13 protein-coding genes are annotated in these 16818 nt (G+C 37.6%); 10 read left to right on the forward strand and 3 right to left on the reverse strand.

Going from position 1 to position 16818, the window contains the following annotated elements; genetic code table 11:
- Positions 1-59: 59 nt before the first annotated feature.
- Positions 60-1259, forward strand: a complete 1200-nt coding sequence (locus tag ACSBRB_RS00700; RefSeq protein ID WP_059107152.1) for an acetate kinase — start codon at positions 60-62, stop codon at positions 1257-1259.
- Positions 1260-1518: 259 nt separating this feature from the next.
- Here ACSBRB_RS00700 and ACSBRB_RS00705 read toward each other — a convergent pair whose 3' ends face one another.
- Positions 1519-2022: a universal stress protein gene (locus ACSBRB_RS00705; RefSeq protein WP_435031167.1), complete on the reverse strand. Its 504-nt coding sequence runs from the start codon at positions 2020-2022 to the stop codon at positions 1519-1521.
- Positions 2023-2162: 140 nt separating this feature from the next.
- On the opposite strand from ACSBRB_RS00705, the gene ald reads away from it, so the two are divergent.
- Positions 2163-3278: an alanine dehydrogenase gene (gene ald / locus ACSBRB_RS00710; RefSeq protein WP_435031168.1), complete on the forward strand. Its 1116-nt coding sequence runs from the start codon at positions 2163-2165 to the stop codon at positions 3276-3278.
- An 89-nt stretch (positions 3279-3367) separates the two neighbouring features.
- On the opposite strand, the gene ACSBRB_RS00715 is transcribed toward ald, so the two are convergent.
- Positions 3368-4420, reverse strand: a complete 1053-nt coding sequence (locus ACSBRB_RS00715; RefSeq protein WP_435031169.1) for a M24 family metallopeptidase — start codon at positions 4418-4420, stop codon at positions 3368-3370.
- Positions 4421-4594: 174 nt separating this feature from the next.
- Between ACSBRB_RS00715 and ACSBRB_RS00720 the strand changes: the two genes are divergently transcribed.
- Positions 4595-5284 (forward strand): metal-dependent hydrolase, encoded by a 690-nt coding sequence (locus tag ACSBRB_RS00720; RefSeq protein WP_435031170.1) that lies wholly within the window; start codon positions 4595-4597, stop codon positions 5282-5284.
- Positions 5285-5402: 118 nt separating this feature from the next.
- On the opposite strand, the gene ACSBRB_RS00725 is transcribed toward ACSBRB_RS00720, so the two are convergent.
- Positions 5403-5816, reverse strand: coding sequence for a universal stress protein (locus tag ACSBRB_RS00725; RefSeq protein WP_435031171.1), 414 nt, complete (start codon positions 5814-5816; stop codon positions 5403-5405).
- 213 nt (positions 5817-6029) lie between these two features.
- On the opposite strand from ACSBRB_RS00725, the gene ACSBRB_RS00730 reads away from it, so the two are divergent.
- From ACSBRB_RS00730 to pyk, 7 genes are all read left to right on the forward strand, one after another.
- Positions 6030-7322: a DRTGG domain-containing protein gene (locus ACSBRB_RS00730; RefSeq protein ID WP_435031172.1), complete on the forward strand. Its 1293-nt coding sequence runs from the start codon at positions 6030-6032 to the stop codon at positions 7320-7322.
- A 42-nt stretch (positions 7323-7364) separates the two neighbouring features.
- A complete protein-coding gene (locus ACSBRB_RS00735; RefSeq protein ID WP_435031173.1) occupies positions 7365-8300 on the forward strand; it encodes a DHH family phosphoesterase in 936 nt (311 codons plus the stop codon).
- Positions 8301-8324: 24 nt separating this feature from the next.
- Complete coding sequence (locus ACSBRB_RS00740) at positions 8325-11516, forward strand: DNA polymerase III subunit alpha (RefSeq protein ID WP_435031174.1); 3192 nt, start codon at positions 8325-8327, stop codon at positions 11514-11516.
- A 331-nt stretch (positions 11517-11847) separates the two neighbouring features.
- A complete protein-coding gene (accD, locus tag ACSBRB_RS00745) occupies positions 11848-12714 on the forward strand; it encodes an acetyl-CoA carboxylase, carboxyltransferase subunit beta (RefSeq protein ID WP_059107161.1) in 867 nt (288 codons plus the stop codon).
- On the forward strand, positions 12707-13657 hold the full coding sequence (locus tag ACSBRB_RS00750; RefSeq protein WP_435031175.1) for an acetyl-CoA carboxylase carboxyltransferase subunit alpha: 951 nt from the start codon (positions 12707-12709) through the stop codon (positions 13655-13657). The genes accD and ACSBRB_RS00750 overlap by 8 nt, the downstream gene beginning before the upstream one ends.
- A gap of 375 nt (positions 13658-14032) precedes the next feature.
- A complete protein-coding gene (pfkA, locus tag ACSBRB_RS00755; RefSeq protein WP_435031176.1) occupies positions 14033-15001 on the forward strand; it encodes a 6-phosphofructokinase in 969 nt (322 codons plus the stop codon).
- A gap of 20 nt (positions 15002-15021) precedes the next feature.
- Complete coding sequence (gene pyk / locus ACSBRB_RS00760; protein WP_435031177.1) at positions 15022-16782, forward strand: pyruvate kinase; 1761 nt, start codon at positions 15022-15024, stop codon at positions 16780-16782.
- Positions 16783-16818: the final 36 nt, after the last annotated feature.

The following is a 16818-nucleotide window of genomic DNA, read 5'->3' on the forward strand; positions in this document are numbered from 1 at the left end:
TGTATTAATGATTAAATAGAATTGTATAACAAATATAGGAAATTGGAGGCCAATAGCTTATGTCAAAATTAATTTTGGCGATTAACGCAGGTAGTTCTTCTCTTAAATTTCAACTTATTGAAATGCCAGAAGAAAAGTTAATCACTAAGGGTTTAGTTGAACGAATCGGATTAAAAGATTCTGTATTTACAATCGAAGTAAATGGGGAAAAAATTAAAGAAGTTAACGATTTAGATAATCACGAAGAAGCGGTCAATATCATGTTAGATAGCTTCCAAAAACATGGTATTATCGATAGCATTTACGATATTGATGGTACAGGACACCGCGTTGTGCACGGTGGTGAAATCTTCCCAACATCTGCTGTTGTCACAGATGAAGTTGAAGAAAAAATTGAGTCTCTTAGCGAATTAGCACCGTTGCATAACCCTGCAAACTTAATGGGTATCCGTGCGTTCAGAAAATTACTTCCAGACATTCCACATGTCGCTGTATTCGATACATCATTCCACCAAACAATGCCAGAAAAAGCTTATTTATACAGCTTACCTTATCAATACTATAAAGATTATGGTATCCGTAAATATGGTTTCCATGGTACAAGTCATAAATATGTATCTCAACGCGCAGCTGAAATCTTAGATAAACCAATTGAAGAATTACGTATTATCTCTTGCCACATCGGTAATGGGGCTTCAATTGCTGCAATCGACGGTGGTAAATCTGTAGATACTTCTATGGGCTTCACACCATTAGCAGGTGTAACAATGGGTACACGTTCAGGTAACATCGACCCAGCGTTAATTCCATTTATTATGGAAAAAACAGGTAAAACAGCTGAAGAAGTGTTAAACATTTTAAATAAAGAATCTGGTTTACTTGGTATTTCAGGTACTTCAAGTGACTTACGAGATATCAGTGAAGAAGCGGCAGAAGGTCATGAACGTGCACAACTCGCACTTGACGTTTTTGCGAGCCGTATCCATAAATACATCGGTTCTTATGCGACACGTATGCACGGTGTAGATGTCATCATCTTCACTGCAGGTATTGGTGAAAACTCAGACGAAGTCAGAGCTAAAGTGCTTGAAGGTCTAGAATTCATGGGCGTTTACTGGGATGTTAAGAAAAATGAAACAATCAGTGGTGAAGGATTCATTAACTATCCGCATTCACCAGTTAAAGTCATGGTTATTCCAACAAATGAAGAAGTCATGATTGCTCGTGATGTTGTTGATTTCGGTGAACTTCACGACTAATCTTTAAACTATTCATCTTAATGTATCTTTAAAATAAAAGTCACTCAATCATTTGAAAGTATGATTGAGTGGCTTTTTTGCTTTTCACCATTTATGGTGGGTTAATGGCAATATATTAAGCAGTATTCAATGGCTTGCTTACCGACTACTTATGGTTAATCATTTTAAGGTCTACCATCTTGATGCTAGCTTAAGTCTAAAATAGATGAACATAAAAAACGCACAGACAGTGATTGCCTGTGCGCGAAATATATCATCATTAGTTTGCTAAATATTTAGATTTAAGATCCTCTGTAGCTACTTTAGGTTCAAAGTCATTCGGCATTTCTTCAGTACGTACCACGAGCACATCGCAAGCTGAATGGCGTACGATTGCTTCAGATACTGAGCCGACGATAAAGCGTTCTACCGCGTTTAAACCAGATGTACCACACATGATTAAGTCGGCACCGACATCAACAGCGATTTTCTTAGGAATAATAGCTTTCGGTGAACCGAATTCAAGGAGTGTAGATACGTCTTTCACACCTGCTTCGATTGCTGTTTCTTTATAACCTTGTAATAAGTTCTCAGAGAAATCTTTAGAGCGTTCAGTAAATTGTGCATCATACACTTCGTAAGATGCATATGTTCTAGTATCAATGACATTGACGATTGTCAGTTTGGCTTCGTTACGTTTAGCCACTTCTACGGCTTTAAAAAACGCCCATTCTGCTTCGTTTGAACCATCGATTGCGATAAGTATGTTTTTGTAAGTAGTCATCACAATTCCCCCTTATCTTTTCACCTCTATTATACCATCATTTACAGAATATTTATATAAATCTTTAATAGTTAAATGTTACAACTTTGTGATTGCGCTTTCACCGTATACGCGTTACTATAAGCATGGAGGTGGATGGAATGATTATAGGTATTCCAAAAGAAATCAAAAATAATGAAAATAGAGTGGGTTTATCTCCTAGTGGTGTACATGCACTAGTTGATGAAGGACACACTGTCTATGTTGAAAAATCAGCAGGTCTAGGTTCATATTTTGAAGATGAGGATTACACTGACGCAGGTGCTGAAATTGTTGATAGCACCAAAGATGTCTGGGATGTAGATATGGTCATCAAAGTTAAAGAACCATTGGAAGAAGAGTTTGACTATTTCAAAGAAGGACTTATCTTATTTACATATTTGCACTTAGCAAACGAAGATAAACTGACTAAAGCGTTAATGGATAAGAAAGTCGTTGCAATTGCTTATGAAACAGTGCAACTCTCAGACAATTCATTACCATTACTCACACCTATGAGTGAAGTAGCTGGACGCATGGCTGCGCAAATTGGTGCAGAGTTCTTACAAAAATATAAAGGCGGCTTAGGTATCTTACTCAGTGGCGTGCCCGGTGTAGATAAAGGTAAAGTGACTATTATCGGTGGTGGCCAAGCAGGTACGAATGCAGCGAAAATTGCTTTAGGTTTAGGTGCAGACGTTACAATTCTTGATGTTAACCCTAAACGCTTACAAGAACTTGAAGATTTATTTGGTGGACGCGTACATACTATCATGTCTAATCCACTTAATATCGAAGACTGTGTCAAACAAAGTGACTTAGTCATCGGTGCTGTGTTAATTCCAGGCGCCAAAGCACCAAGCCTTGTTACAAAAGATATGGTTAAAGAAATGAAAGAAGGGGCAGTCGTTGTCGATATTGCCATCGACCAAGGTGGTATCTTTGAAACAACAGATAAAATCACAACACACGATGACCCTACTTATACAAGACACGGCGTACTTCATTACGCAGTAGCGAATATGCCAGGTGCTGTACCACGTACTTCAACTATCGCGTTAAATAATGCGACATTACCTTATGCGATCCAAATCGCAAATAAAGGTTACGAAAAAGCATTAAAAGAAAGTGAACCACTAGCTAAAGGGTTAAATACTTTTGATGGTAAATTAACAAACGAAGCTGTGGGTGAAGCTTTAGATATAGATTACACTAGTGTTGACGACGTCTTAAAATAATAACGAGATTGTCGTGAACGTAAACGAAAATGGTTTCTAATCGACATAGATCGGTTAGAAACCATTTTTTATATCATTTGAAAGATATTTTATTTTTCATATTGTGTGAGCACTTGATTGCCATCTTCAGTGACTAAAATATCGTCTTCGATACGAACACCAGCAACACCAGGCACATAGATACCAGGTTCAACTGTGACTACCATACCTGCTTCAAATTGATTTTCATTGGTACTAGAAACATCTTGGTATTCGTGTTCTTCTAATCCTAGACCATGACCTAAGCGATGAGTGAAGTATTCACCATAGCCAGCATCTCCGATAATATCTCTCGCAATACGGTCAATGTCTTTGATTGTTACACCAGGTTTAATCGCTTGGATTGCTTGTTGTTCCGCTTCAAGCACTGTGCGATAAATGGATTGTGCTTCGTCGCTCGGTGTACCAAAGCGAACTGTACGCGTCATGTCACTGCAGTAATTTTCGTAAACGACACCTAAGTCGAATAATACGTATTCATCTTGTTTGAGTTGTCTATCTCCAGGTGTACCATGTGGTGATGCAGCGTGATCACCAAATAATACCATCGTATCAAAGCTCATTTCATTTACACCGTATGCTTTGATTTCGTATTCGATGTGATTCACAACTTCTCTTTCTGTGACACCTTCTTTGAGATAATCAACGCCGATTTGAATACAACGATCTGCAAGCGCACAAGCTTGTTGGATTTTTTCGATTTCCTCAGCAGATTTTACATTACGTAATTCTTTTATAGTGAGGTCGATATCACCAAATTCTGTTACTCCAAACGTTTCAGTTAATTCACGTTGACGTTTTAACGTTAAGTGTTCCGCTTCAACTAATAATTTTGAAAATGACTGCGGTGCTTTTTCTAATCCATTTTCAGTGTCTAAATAACCGACGATATCTCCTTCAAAAGGTGATTGTTTCACTTCTTCAACTTCAAGTTGAGGACAGTAAAGGACTTGTTGACCATCAGCTTTAATGAGTAATGCAAGTAAACGCTCGTGGGGCTCACTTAAATAACCTGTGAGATAAAAGATGTTGAGCGGGGTAGTGATCCAAGCTGCGTCAGCTTGTTGTCGTTTGATTTCATTGATAATTTGTTCTGTCTTCATGTTTACTCCTCCTGCAATACAATGTTATGCATACTAGTTTAGGGTACTTTGCATGTAAATTCAAAAATGTGTTGCTATTTTGTCAATTTTATTATTTTATCTTAAAACGTGGTGTTATAATCGACGTTGGATGTGGTATAAGGAAACGAACGCTATATAAGGGGAGGACGTTATATGAAATTATCATTTCATGGTCAATCAACGTTTTATTTTGAAGCAAATGGAAAGAAAGTCATCGTGGATCCATTCATTTCAGGGAACGTTAAATCGGATCTAAATGCAGACGAGCTTGCTGTAGATTATATTATTTTAACGCATGGTCATGGAGATCATTTTGGAGATACTGTGGAATTAGCGCAACGAAATGACGCATTAGTCATTGGCTCAGCTGAGCTTGCTGATTATCTAACAACGTACAAAGGATTAGAACAAGTGAGACCGATGAATATTGGCGGTAAAGCCGAATTTGATTTTGGTTCAGTAAAATATGTACAAGCCTTCCACAGTTCTAGCTTAACACACGAAAATGGTATTCCTGTTTACTTAGGTATGCCAATGGGTCTTATTTTAGAGGTAGAAGGTACTACGATTTATCATACTGGTGATACAGGTCTATTTAGTGATATGAAACTCATTGCTGATAGACATCCGGTTGATATTTGCTTCATTCCGATTGGTGACAACTTTACGATGGGAATCGATGATGCAAGTTATGCGATTAATAACTTTATTAAACCGCGTATCACTGTGCCCATCCACTACAATACATTCCCATTGATTGAACAAGATCCGGAAGCATTCAAAGTAGAAGTTAATGTGGGTGAAGTTCAAATACTTGAACCCGGTGATGAAGTGAAGCTTTAAGCAGACTTTAGAAAATGAGAAGCACAAATAAATCAACATAAAAAATGCACTCTGTTCAGTTAGACAGTAATGTCTGATGAATTAAGAGTGCATTTTAAGTATGAATTACGTTGTTTTATTATTTAACAATGAGAACAGGAATGCGCGCACGTTTAGCCACTTTGTGACTGACGCTACCGAGTACAAATTTTTGGCTGTTATCTGCTTTACGGTTGCTGAGTACGACAATTTCGAATTCACCACTGTTTGCGCGTTTAACTAATTCTTCTTTCTCATTACCACGTACGATTTCTTCTTCGTATTTAATGCCATATTCGTCTAAGGTTTGACGTGTTTTTTCAAGTCCGTTGTGACGTTTTTGTTTAAGCGTTTCCAAATTCACGCCTGATTTAACGGATGCTTGGACGTCTTGCTGACCAATTGTATTCAAGATTCTTACTACAGTATCTTCACCCGCAAGTTTTGAAATTTCTGCTAAGGCTTTGTCATTTTTTAATTGTGTATCTACCCCTAATAAAATTGATTTATACATAAGCCAGACCTCCTTTACTTCATTTTAGTAAATAACCGTCTAATATTGCAATAGAATTTAAAATTTTTACTAATAAAATAGTTGTTATTTTAAAATATTTCAATGGTCGTAGTAAAAATGACAGATTCAAAATCGATAATAAATGTTATTTCGTTTTTTGCTTTATAGGCGTTATAATTGACTAAAACGTGTCTAATGGGTGAGGTAGAGAGAATGACGAAACATGAGCAGATTTTAAGTTATATAGAGTCCTTAAAAGTAGGAAGCAAAATCTCGGTACGTAAAATTGCTAAAGATTTAGCTGTCTCAGAGGGGACTGCTTATCGTGCGATTAAAGATGCTGGACAGATGGGATTAGTCACTGCGATTGATCGTGTAGGCACGGTGCGTATAGAGAAAAATTCACGTGAGAAAATCGAACAATTGACTTATGGTGAAATCGTCAAGATGATAGACGGAGAAGTGCTCGGCGGTAAGAAAGGGTTGAGCAAGACACTGACCAAATTTGCGATTGGCGCTATGGAACTGAAAGATGTCGTTAAATATTTGAGTGAACATACATTATTGATCGTCGGTAACCGTGAAGATGTCCAAATGGAAGCACTCAAACGAGGTAGCGCGGTATTGATTAGTGGTGGCTTTGGCACACCTAAAGAAATCATTAAATATGCAGATGCGCATGAGTTACCGATTATTTCATCTAATTATGATTCGTATTTAGTCGCAAATCATATTAACCGTGCCATGTACAATCAACAAATACGTAAAGAAATTCTTATCGTGGAAGACATTGTGAAACCTGTCGATGAACAAACCGTCGTTTATGAAAATATGACGCTTGAAGATTATAAACAGAACGCAAGTCAAACCGGTCATTCTAGGTTTCCGGTCATTGATAATGATTGGCATTTAGTAGGCATCATCACGAGTAAAGAAATCATCAAAATGTCTAATGACGATAAAATCGCGGACTTCATGACAAAACCACCCATTAAAGTTCAAAATTCAACGACGGTTGCGAACTGTGCGCATATGATGATTTGGGAAGGTATAGAGCTTTTACCGGTGACGACTTCTTCGAAAAAATTAATCGGTGTCATCACGCGGAAAGATGTTTTGACTGCTATGCATTTACAAGGTAAACAACCACAGGTCGGGGAAACGATTAATGATCAAATTGCAAAACACATCACAGTAACACAAGAAGGACTCAAAGTACAGTTTACGCCGATGTTGATGGATCAATATGGCTTATTGAGTAAAGCGGTCTTCGTTGCAATTATTGAAGAAGCGGTACGCATTCATTTACGCAAAACGAAAAAGCTAGAAATCCTGATTGAAAGTTTATATATCATTTACCTCAAAGCAGTACAAATTGAATCGGATATCGATGTGCAATGCGATATGTTAAACGTCGGTAGAAATTTTGCTAAACTGGAAGTGACTATGACAAGTAAGAATCAAAAAGTGGCTAAAGCAATGATTATGTGTCAGTTAATAGATTAAATTTAAATAGGGATTGTTAACGCAAGAAAGGATGAACGAACTATGGAAGCACAATTTAATGAAATTATGGATGTGATTGAATCTTATGAAACAATTATTATTCATCGTCATGTGAGACCTGATCCAGATGCCTATGGGTCACAATTAGGTTTGAAAGCGTATCTCTCACTCAAATTCCCAGAGAAATCTATTTATGCAGTGGGTGAAACCGAACCTTCGCTTGATTTTATCGGAAGCGTAGATGATATCGATGATTCAACTTATGAGGATGCACTTGTAATCGTTTGTGATACTGCGAATGGGCCAAGAGTGAGTGATCAGCGCTATGTGAATGGCGATAAATTGATTAAAATTGATCACCATCCTGCCGTAGATCAATATGGTGACTTGAATTATGTAAGTACAGAAGCCTCTTCTGCTTCAGAAATTATTTGTGATATGATTGCCCATTTTAATGATTTTTCAATCATTGACGGTTCCGTTGCACGTTTATTATATTTAGGCATTGTTGGTGACACAGGTCGCTTCTTATTCAATAACACAACACCTCATACGATGTCTGCAGCGGCAACATTGTTAGAATATGACTTTAATCATAATGCTGAGTTGAATCAATTGGCTGAAAAAGATCCTAAACTGTTGCCGTTCCAAGGTTATATTTTACAAAACTTTGAACTCGACGAAAGTGGATTCTGTCAAGTTGTGATTACGAAAGACATTCTTGAACAATATGGTCTTGCATCGAATGAAGCTGCGCTATTTGTGAACACAGTTGCAGATATAAAAGGTTTAAAAGTATGGGTATTTGCGGTGGATGAAGGTACAGAAATACGCTGTCGCATCCGTTCTAAAGATATAGTCATTAATGATGTAGCGAGTGATTTTGGTGGCGGTGGCCATCCAAATGCGTCTGGTGCTTCTGTAGATGATTGGGATACATTCAAACAACTCGCACAAGCACTGAAACAAAAAATATAATTACGAGCATAGGAGGATTAGAGCATGGTAGTGCATTTGAATATTCACAGTGCGTATGACTTATTGCATTCTAGTTTACGTATCAAAGATGTCGTAGCTAAAGCTGCAAATGAAGGCTATACGGCGCTTGCTCTTACGGACCAGAATGTGTTGTTCGGTGTGCCTCAGTTCTATGATGCTTGTGTTGATGCGAATATTCATCCTATGCTTGGCATGTCTGTGACATTAACAGATGACTTGCGACAAGTGGAGACCGTGTTATTAGCTCAAAATAATACTGCTTTACAGCACTTATATCAACTATCTTCAAAATTAAATCTAGCTGGGAAGGAAGAAACACCCGTTAGCTGGTTAATGTCCTATCAAGAAGATTTAATCATCATATTTAAAAATATTGAAGCAGACGATGAAGCATTGATTCAACAATTTGCTGAACATCCTCATATTTACGTGAATCATGAGAGTGAAGTCACGTTTCAGCTGCCACAAGTATGGGCAGAAACAGCACGTTATCTTGAAGCTAATGATTACGATACCATCGCTGCGTTACAAGCTATTCATAATAATGACAAACTAGATTTAGTCAATGAAGCACCGAATCTCGATGAACATTTTAAATCACAAGGAGAACTCAATCAGTTAGATTTGCCAGAAAACGTGTGGCAACACAACTCAGAAGTGGCTGAATTATGCCAAGCTACTATAGAATATCATCAGGATTTATTGCCTAATTTTAAAACACCGGATGGTAGCGCATCGAAAGATTATTTATGGCAGTTATTGCAACAACAATTGGTAGCATTCGGGTTAAACAATGAAAAATATAAAGCACGCTTGAGTCATGAATTTAATATCATTACAGATATGGGATTTGAAGATTACTTCCTCATTGTAAGTGATTTAATTCATTACGCTAAAACACACGATGTGATGGTAGGACCAGGACGTGGTTCTTCTGCAGGATCACTCGTCAGTTATTTATTAGGTATCACGACGATAGATCCGATTCGCTACAATTTGTTATTTGAGCGTTTCCTCAATCCAGAACGTGTGACCATGCCGGATATAGATATTGACTTTGAAGATACGAAACGTGAAAAAGTGATTCAATATGTCCAACAAAAATACGGGGATCAACACGTTTCAGGTATCGTTACGTTTGGACATTTGTTAGCACGAGCTGTGGCACGAGATGTAGGACGCATTATGGGCTTTGATGATACGACACTCAATGAAATGAGCTCACTGATTCCACATCGATTAGGAATCACGTTAGATCAGGCTTATGAGCAAGATGACTTTCAAGCTTTCGTTCATCGTAATCACCGACACGAAAAATGGTTTGAAATATGTAAGAAATTAGAAGGGCTTCCGCGTAATACTTCAACCCACGCTGCAGGGATTATTATCAATGATCAGCCGCTCGAACAGTTCATTCCATTAACATCTGGAGATAACGGTTTGTTGACCCAATGGACGATGACAGAGGCAGAACGACTAGGCTTACTTAAGATTGACTTTTTAGGCTTACGTAATCTATCTATTATTCATCAAATTACGAAACAGCTTAAGAAGGATTTAAACATAGACATCGATATTGAACAAATTTCATTAGATGATCCAAAAGTATTTAAATTATTGTCTCGTGGAGATACGACGGGTGTTTTCCAACTTGAATCTGATGGCATTCGAAACGTACTTAAACGGCTTCAGCCTGAACATTTTGAAGATATTGTGGCGGTCACATCACTTTATCGACCTGGTCCAATGGAAGAAATACCGACCTATATCGCTCGGAGACATGACCCTTCTAAAGTCGAATACCTCCATCCAGATCTCGAACCGATTTTAAAATCAACATATGGCGTTATTATCTATCAAGAACAAATTATGCAGATAGCGAGTCAGTTCGCTGGATTTAGTTACGGTGAAGCGGATATTTTACGCAGAGCGATGAGTAAGAAAAATCGTGAAGTGTTAGAAAGTGAACGCAAACATTTTATCGAAGGTGCGGTCGAACGGAATTATCCAGAACAAGTGAGTAAGCAAATCTTTGATTTAATCTTAAAATTCGCAGATTATGGTTTTGCGCGTGCACACGCTGTCAGCTATTCAAAAATTGCGTACATCATGGCTTACTTAAAAGTGCATTATCCACATTATTTTTATGCGAATATTTTAAGTAACGTCATCGGCAATGATAAAAAAACAGCGATGATGATTGATGAAGCAAAACAACAACGTTTACGTATTTTGCCACCACACATCAACGAAAGTCACTGGTTTTATAAGGCGACAAAATCTGGGATTTATCTCTCACTCGGTGCGGTAAAAGGCATTGGTTATCAGAGTGTAAAATTAATCGTCGAAGAACGCCGTCAACATGGTCACTTTAAAGATTTCTTTGACTTTGCACGACGCATTCCGAAACGTATTAAATCACGTAAGTTGCTCGAGTCACTTATTTTAGTCGGTGCGTTTTATTGCTTTAAACAAAATAGAGCCACGTTACTCCGTGCAATTGACCAGGTATTGGATGATGTTTCTGATGTGGAACAAGATATGACGATCTTTGATGTGCTCACACCTAAAGCGACATACGAAGAGCAAGAAGAATTATCTGATAAGCAATTGAGTGAATACGAAAAAGAACACTTAGGTTTTTATATTACAAAACACCCCGTTGAAAAAGCATTTGATAAACTACAGTATTTGGGGATCTTTAAACTGTCTAATGCGAAAAACAACCAACCGATTTTTGCTCAAATCGATGATGTGAGACGGATACGTACGAAGAATGGTCAAAACATGGCGTTTATCGTGTTGAATGATGGACAGCATGTATTAGATTGTGTCGTTTTCCCTGATCAATTCAAACGGTATGAATTGTTATTGAAAACGGAACAGCAAGTAATTGCGAAGGGAAAATTTGAAATGCGTAACAATAAGAAACAATTAATCGTTCAACAGCTTCAAGATGAAGAAACCTTTGAAAATGAAAAATTCGAGCGTGCACAACAAATTATTATTAGAAAAAATAGTCCGAATGAAGCACAATCTGAATTATTAACAGACGAAACGACTAACGTCTTACCGGTGAATTATTATGATGAGTCACAAGGACGGATGGCGCATATTGGCAATCTACAACACGATCCACAAATAATGTTGAAATTTATTAAGTTATTTTCACCAAGAGATATAAGAATTATTTAACTTTTACAGTATATGAAATTATGGTATAGTAAACTGATGGTTATATCATACTGTCAGTTTACAATTTTTTGTATGATGACATGACTTGATAGATAAAAAATGTTTTTCTATAATGCATATATCTTTTTATTACATTAATTTGACGTTGTATAGCTATATCACACTGCTTGATAGATTGATGTAATAAAAACATATACGTTTAAATTTGTATAATAAATCAATTGACTCTAATCATGCTTATAAATGAGTGAAATATATGATTGTGCGATGCATGATTGTTAAGCTATTGAATAAATGAACTTTAACTCAACGGATATGTGGAGGTTGACTTATGTTTAAAGATTTTTTTAACAGAAGTAGTAAAAAGAAAAAATACGTCACTGTTTCTGACTCAAAACAAAATGAAGTGCCTGCGGGTATCATGACGAAATGTCCTAAATGTAAAAAAATAATGTATACGAAAGAACTCGCTGAAAATTTAAATGTGTGCTTCAATTGTGATCACCACATTGCATTGTCAGCGTATAAACGTATCGAAGCAATTTCTGATGAAGGCACGTTTAAGGAGTTTGACAAAGGGATGACCTCTGCAAATCCATTAGATTTTCCTGGTTACGAAGAAAAAATTCATAAAGACCAATCAAAAACAGAACTGAATGAAGCAGTTGTAACAGGCACTGCGGAACTTGAAGGCGTGCCATTTGGTGTAGCTGTGATGGATGCACGCTTTAGAATGGGTAGTATGGGTTCTGTTGTCGGCGAGAAAATTTGCCGCATTATCGAACATTGTACAGAACAACGTTTACCATTTATCTTATTCTCAGCGAGTGGTGGCGCAAGAATGCAAGAAGGTATCATTTCATTAATGCAAATGGCTAAGACCAGCGTCTCCCTTAAAAAACATGCGGAAGCGGGCTTGCTTTATATTTCTTATTTAACTAATCCTACAACAGGAGGCGTTTCAGCAAGTTTTGCATCCGTCGGTGATATCAATATCAGTGAACCGAAAGCGTTGATTGGCTTTGCGGGACGCCGTGTCATCGAACAAACTATCAATGAAAAATTACCAGATGATTTCCAAACGGCAGAGTTTTTACTCGAACACGGTCAGTTAGATAAAGTGGTTCATCGTAAAGAAATGAAAAATACGTTAGCTAATATTTTAAAAATGCACCAAGAGGTGAAAGACAATGCTTGAGTTTGAAAAGCCATTATTTGAAATCCGCCATAAAATCGATGCACTCAAAGAATCTCAGCAAAAAAATGATGTGGACTTACAAGACGAAATTGATATGCTAGAAGCGTCTTTAGATCGTGAAACAGAAAAAGTGTATACGAATTTAAAACCATGGGACCGTGTGCAACTAGCGCGACTTCAAGAGCGTCCAACGACATTAGATTATATTCCGTATATTTTTGATTCATTTATTGAATTACATGGGGATCGCAATTATAGAGATGACCCTGCGATGATCGGAGGCATCGGTTACCTTAATGGTCAACCTGTCACAGTTGTCGGACAACAACGTGGTAAAGATACGAAGGATAATATTTATCGCAACTTCGGAATGGCACACCCTGAAGGTTATCGTAAAGCGCTTCGATTGATGAAACAAGCTGAGAAATTTAACCGTCCGATTTTTACTTTTATAGATACTAAAGGTGCGTACCCTGGTAAAGCTGCTGAAGAACGCGGACAAAGTGAATCCATAGCGACAAACTTAGTTGAAATGGCAGACTTATCTGTACCCGTGATTTCTATTGTCATCGGTGAAGGCGGTAGTGGTGGTGCATTAGGTTTAGGTATCGCAAACCGCATTATCATGTTAGAAAATAGTACGTATTCTGTTATCTCTCCTGAAGGCGCTGCAGCCTTACTTTGGAAAGATAGTAACCTAGCTAAAATCGCTGCGGAAACGATGAAAATCACGGCGGAAGATCTCTATCAAATGGGTATCGTTGATCATGTCATTAATGAGCCACTTGGTGGTGCGCATCATGATATTGAAACACAAGCTGAACGAATCAAAACACAATTTGAAACGCAATTAAGTGAGTTAACAAACATGAGTGGAGAAGCATTAGTAGAAGATCGTTATGAAAAATTCCGTAATATTGGAGAATACAACGAACCAAAATAAAATGATGAAAAAGTACGTGTTGTATTGATGTTGAAAATACAACACGTTTTTTATGTAAAAAGAAATGTCATGTCTAAAGATTTTGTACTTTAATGTCATTATTGCCCCTTTAATGGAATAAGTGTAAAAATATAGGGAATAAGTAAAAAAATACTTTGACTTTTTAATATTCTAAGGTGTAAAAGGTTTGCTTTACTACTGTTGAAACCGCTTAACAACGGCTTTAAAATGTGATTTTTATAACAAGCAATCGCGCGACACGACGCTTTTTATTAATGAAACGTTTTCATTGATTTTAAGCCCAATTTTAATAGCAAAGGCTAACAAAGTGTGGTATTTTTAGAGTAAGAAAACAAGGCAGAAAGGTATGACGTCATGAAAAAAATTGCGGTTTTAACAAGTGGTGGAGATGCACCCGGAATGAATGCAGCTGTTCGTGCAGTTGTACGTAAAGCGATTTATAACAACGTCGAAGTATATGGTATCTTTCAGGGTTATCAAGGTTTAGTCAATGATGAAATTGAAAAGCTTGAACTCGGTTCAGTAGGGGATACAATTCAACGCGGAGGAACTTTTCTTTATTCTGCACGGTGTCCAGAATTTAAAGAGGTATCTGTACGTCAAAAAGGAATAGAGAACTTGAAAAAAAGAGGGATTGAAGGTTTAGTCGTTATCGGTGGTGATGGGAGCTACCGAGGTGCACAACGCATCAGTGAAGAATGTAAAGAAATCCAAACGATTGGTGTACCTGGCACCATTGATAATGATATCAATGGTACGGATTTCACGATTGGGTTTGATACAGCGCTCAATACCATTATTGAATCAGTCGATAAAATCCGTGATACAGCTTCAAGTCATGCTCGTACTTTTATCATAGAAGTGATGGGGCGTGACTGCGGTGATTTAGCACTTTGGGCAGGCATGTCAGTCGGTGCAGAAACAATCATCGTACCAGAAATGAGTGTCGATATACGTGAAATTGCAGAACGTATAGAAAGTGGCATTAAACGTGGTAAGAAACACTCTATTATCATCGTTGCAGAAGGTTGTATGTCAGGCCAAGCATGTGCGGATGAACTACTGAAATACATCAATGTTGATGCACGTGTATCTGTGTTAGGTCACATTCAACGTGGTGGTAGTCCAACAGGTAACGACCGTGTGCTTGCTTCTCGCTTAGGTGGTTTTGCAGTAGACTTACTACTCAAAGGTGAAACAGCACAAGGTGTGGGCATCAAAGACAATCAACTCGTAAGTACGCCATTTGATGACATTTTCACTGCGAACGATCATAAATTTAACCACAAGATGTATGAACTGACTAAAGAATTATCTATATAAATATTGGGAGGCTTTTTAGAATGAGAAAAACAAAAATTGTTTGTACGATTGGACCAGCTTCTGAATCAGAAGAAATGTTAGAAAAACTAATGAAAGCTGGTATGAATGTCGCTCGTTTAAACTTTTCACACGGTGACCATGATGAGCATAAAACGCGTATCGATCGTATCCGCAAAATTTCCAAAAAATTAGGTCAAACTGTAGCTATTTTACTCGATACAAAAGGACCTGAAATTCGTACACATAATATGCAAAATGGTGCGATTGAGTTAGAAAAAGGCTCCGAAGTCACAGTGAGTATGACAGAAGTTGAAGGCACGAAAGATAAATTCTCAGTGACTTATAATCATCTGATTAACGACGTAGATAAAGGTTCCTATATTTTACTAGATGACGGATTAATCGAACTACAAGTTAAAGACATCGATCACGATAAAGGCGAAGTCTTATGTGATGTGTTAAATACTGGCGGATTGAAAAATAAAAAAGGTGTTAACCTACCTGGCGTTAAAGTCAGTTTACCAGGTATTACAGATAAAGATGCCGATGACATTCGTTTCGGTATCCGTGAAGGTATTGATTTCATCGCCGCTAGTTTCGTACGTCGTCCAAGTGACGTGTTAGATATTCGTAAATTATTAGAAGAAGAAAATAATACAAATATCAGCATTATTCCTAAAATTGAAAACCAAGAAGGTATCGATAATATTAAAGAAATTTTAGAGGTATCTGACGGATTAATGGTTGCCCGTGGTGATATGGGTGTTGAAATTCCACCTGAATCTGTACCAATGGTTCAAAAAGATTTAATCAGACAATGTAATAAATTAGGGAAACCAGTCATTACAGCAACACAAATGTTAGATTCAATGCAACGTAACCCTCGTGCGACAAGAGCGGAAGCAAGTGACGTGGCCAATGCGATTTATGACGGCACAGATGCAGTCATGTTATCTGGTGAAACGGCAGCTGGACAATATCCAATTGAAGCAGTTAAAACCATGCGCAATATAGCGGTCTCTGCTGAAGCAGCTCAAGATTACAAAAAATTATTAAATGACCGCACGAAACTTGTCGAAACTTCACTTGTTAATGCGATTGGTGTTTCTGTAGCACACACAGCATTAAACTTAAATGTTGAAGTGATCGTAGCTGCAACAGAAAGTGGATCAACTGCACGTACGATTTCTAAATACCGTCCTAAATCTGACATCATTGCAGTGACACCAAGTGTAGAAACTGCGCGTCAATGTGCCTTAGTATGGGGCATTCATCCAGTTATCAAAGAAGGACGTAAAACAACAGACGAATTATTAAACAATGCGGTTGCGACAGCTGTTGAAACAGAACGCGTTAAAAACGGTGACCTCATCATCATTACTGCAGGTGTACCAACAGGTGAACAAGGTACAACTAACATGATGAAACTCCACTTAGTGGGTGATGAAATCGCTGCAGGTCAAGGTGTCGGTCGAACATCTGTCGTAGGTCACACAGTCATTGCTAAAGATGCTAGTGATTTAGAAGGTAAAGATCTTTCAGATTCTATCATCGTGACAACTTCTGTAGACGAAACACTTGTCCCTTACATTGAAAAAGCAGTGGGCTTAGTTACAGAGGAAAATGGCTTAACTTCACCAAGTGCAATTATAGGGTTAGAAAAAGGTATCCCTACAGTTGTGGGCGTCGATAATGCGACATCTATTTTTGATGAAGGTATCCTTGTCACTGTTGATGCAAACCAAGGTAAAGTATTCGAAGGTTATGCGAACGTTCTTTAATACTTGCATAAAAAGTAATAAACACATAAAAAGAGG

Source organism: Staphylococcus auricularis, from assembly GCF_051172115.1.
In the GTDB taxonomy this organism is placed as follows: domain Bacteria; phylum Bacillota; class Bacilli; order Staphylococcales; family Staphylococcaceae; genus Staphylococcus; species Staphylococcus auricularis_A.